Source organism: Protofrankia sp. CiP1_Cm_nod4, assembly GCF_982290645.1.
The window spans coordinates 50,129-53,319 of sequence record NZ_CEVIVC010000014.1 but is presented as its reverse complement, the minus strand read 5'-3'; the positions used below and the strand labels follow the sequence as shown (position 1 = coordinate 53,319).

The following is a 3,191-nucleotide window of genomic DNA, read 5'->3' as shown; positions in this document are numbered from 1 at the left end:
GCGCCGATCTTCTCCGGTGGCCGGCGTCCATCGAAGCGTGCCATCGTCCGGGGGGATACGTATGGTTACCTGACCGGCGCGTTCGGCGGTTGCGAGAGAATGATTCTGGAGAAACGGGATTCAGGAGACCGTGACGCTGCGCAGGTCCAGTTCACGGAACTGGGTGGGGACGACGTTGCGCAGCCGGGCGGACCAGGCGGCCGTGGCGCTCTGGTACCAGATCGGGACCGTCGGCATGTCCTGCAGCACGAGCCGTTCGGCCTGCTGGTAGAGCTTCTCGCCCTCCTGCTGCGACGGCGCCCCGTCGGCGCGGGTGAGCAGCGCGTCGACGGCGGGGCTGGAGTACTGGCCGACGTTGGACGAGCCGCCGGTCCTGAACAGCGGGTTGAGGAAGTTCTCGATCGACGGGTAGTCGGCCACCCAGGCAGTGCGGTAGATCGCGCCTATCGTCCTGTCGTCGAGCTTCCTGCGGAACTCACCGAGCGTCGGTACCGGCTCGAACCTGCACTCCCGACCGAGCGTCCGCTGGATCGACGCGCACGTCACCTCCATCCACTGCTGATTGGCGGAGTCGACGTTGGAGGTCAGCACGACCGGCCCCTGGAACCCGGTCTCCTCGAACAGTTTCCTGGCCTTCTCGGGCTGGTAGGTGCACAGCTCCCCGCACTGGTTGTCGAGGTGGCCCTGCACGTTCGGCGCCACCAGGCCGTCGGCCGGCGTCCGAGCGCCGTTGAAGACCTTCTTGATCAGGTCGACCCGGTCGATGGACATCGAGACGGCCTGCCGCAGCCTCGCGTCGGCAAAACGCCTGTCATAGAGGGGAAAAGCGATCGCCTGGTATCCGAGGTACCTGTAGGAGACGCGACGGGAGTCCGGGAGATCAGTCTTGATCCTGTCGTTGACCGTCGACGACCACGGCGTGAACGAGAGATAGTCGAGTCTGTTCGCCAGCACGTCCGCGTAGGCGTCGTCGAGGTTCGCGTAGAAACGGAAGTCCACGCCGTCGATGTGCGGTTTCTCGCCGGCATAGTTGTCGTAGCGCCGCACGACGAGGTTCTTCCCCTTCGTGTGCGAAACGAACCGGAACGGGCCGTTGCCGACCGGATGGCCCTCGTAGGCCTTTCGGTCGGCGAAGAAACTCGCCGGCAGGGGGAAGAAGGCCGCGTAGCCGAGCTGGGTGGCGAACGTGGAGAACGGCGCGGACAGGGTCACGACGAAGGTGCTGTCGTCGACGACCTTCAGGCCTGGCAGCTCCTTCGCGGGCGGCAGGGCGTCCGGCTGCCCGCCGTCCGGCGTCGTGTTGTTCACCTTGCTGAAACCCTCGACATGCGAGAAGTAGTTCGCGCCCTGCATCCTGTTCGGGGAGTAGGCGGTGTAGTTCCAGGCGTCGACGAAGCTCCTGGCCGTGACCGGCGTGCCGTCATGGAAGGTCCACCCGGGCTTCAGTCTGATTGTATAGACCTTTGCGTCCGTGGTCTGGATGGACTCGGCGACGGCGTTACGCGGCGCGGCCGTTTTCGCGTCGTACTCCACGAGGCCCTTGAACAGTGCGCCGAGCACCCCGATGCCGCCGACCTCCGTCGTGTCGCCGGGGATCAGCGGGTTCTCCGGTTCGGTCAGGCTGTAACTGATGACCGACTGCCCGCCCGGGCCGGTGCCGCTCGTATTTCCCGTACCGCTCCCGGTGCTCGTGCCACACGCGCCGAGCAGCACGGTGAGCACTGCCACGGAGCAGACGGCGGATCGAAATCGAAATGGTCGCATGTTTTTTCCATTCACAATGATGACGTCGATGACGTCGATGACGCCGAAGTCGTGTTCGACGGGACCGCGGGCGGCCACCGTCCGCGGCCGGTCCGAACACCTGGTCCTTCGTCGGCCCATCCGTGAGAAACGCGCCGACAACACGAATGTCGAATCACATGGTCACGGACGGGGTACTGCCTTCGGGAACGTCACACAATGCCGAGGCAGAGCGGGAAGCCGGGCCGCCCGCCCAGCAGGTGGGCACCGGCCGACTGCAGGATGCGGTCCTGGGCGACGATGTGCTGGCACATCGTGTTCGTGTCGCGCAGCCACCGGTCCAGCGGGGACGGCCGGTAGATCGAGCTGGTCTGCAGCAGGTCGTAGAGCCGGCTCACGATCGACCGCGCCGTTCGGAAGGCGTGCAGGCGCGACAGCGGCAGCGCGGCCCGCTCGTCCGGGGTGAGATCGTCGAAGGTGCCCCCGGCGGCCAGGACGTCGTGCTGGCGCCGCATGCTGCCGTACACCCCGTTGCGGGTGGCGACGAAGTCTGCCTCGCAGCCGGCGATGACGACCTGCACGCGGTAGTCGTCGGCCGCGGCGGCGCCCGACGGGCGCGCCCGGCCGGCGACGGTCTCGCGGGCATGGTCGAGCGCGGCGCGCGCGATGCCCAGCGGCACGCCGGGCATGTTGCGCATGTGCACCTCCGGCTGGGCGAGCGCGCCGGTGCCGTTGCGCACGGCCCCGAAGACGAGGGTGTGCTCCTCGGGGACGAACACGTCCGTGATCACGTAGTCGCAGCTTCCGCTGCCGGCCAGACCGGTGGTGTGCCAGGTGTCGACGATCTCGACCTGCTCGCGCGGCACCATCATCAGCCGCGAGTCGTGCGGATCCCCGTCCGGGCCCGGCTCCGGCTGGCCGTCGCGGTAGATGAACGCCCCGGAGATCACCCAGTCGCTGTGGGTGATACCGCTGCCGAACTGCCAGCGGCCGGTGAGCCGGTAACCGCCGGGGACGCGCTCGGCGTGCCCGGTCGGGAACAGCAGCCCAGCCGTGATCATGTCCAGGCTGGGGAACATCTCCCTGGCCACCGGCTCGTCCAGGAACGCGGCGTAGAGCCCGGTGTCCGAACCGATCATCGCGCACCAGCCGGCGGACGCGTCGCCGTAGGACAGCGCCTCGATGACCTCGGTCTGTTCCGCGGAGGTGAGCTCAGGGCCACCCCACCGGCGCCCGAAGCCCATCCGGAACACCCCGGTGGCACGCAGTGTCTCCACCACGTCCGGGGGCAGCCGCCGAGCGCGCTCGATCTCCTCGGAGCGCTCCCGCAGCAGCGGGGCGGCCGCCCGGGCGCGCTCGAGAATCTCCTTGCCGGTCCGGGGCGGCCCCTGCGCGGCAGGGCCGGCGGGGCTGACCCGGCCGGCAGGGCCGGCAGGGCTGACAGAGCC

The 3,191-nt window shown here is 68.5% G+C and carries 2 protein-coding genes; both read right to left on the bottom strand.

Features of this window, described 5'->3' with window-relative positions:
• Positions 1-120: 120 nt before the first annotated feature.
• Positions 121-1,728 (bottom strand): peptide ABC transporter substrate-binding protein, encoded by a 1,608-nt coding sequence (locus tag AC5LSR_RS05060; RefSeq protein ID WP_250291522.1) that lies wholly within the window; start codon positions 1,726-1,728, stop codon positions 121-123.
• A 227-nt stretch (positions 1,729-1,955) separates the two neighbouring features.
• Positions 1,956-3,191 (bottom strand): acyl-CoA dehydrogenase family protein (locus AC5LSR_RS05055; protein ID WP_493468202.1); only part of this gene is annotated, 1,236 nt, incomplete at its 5' end.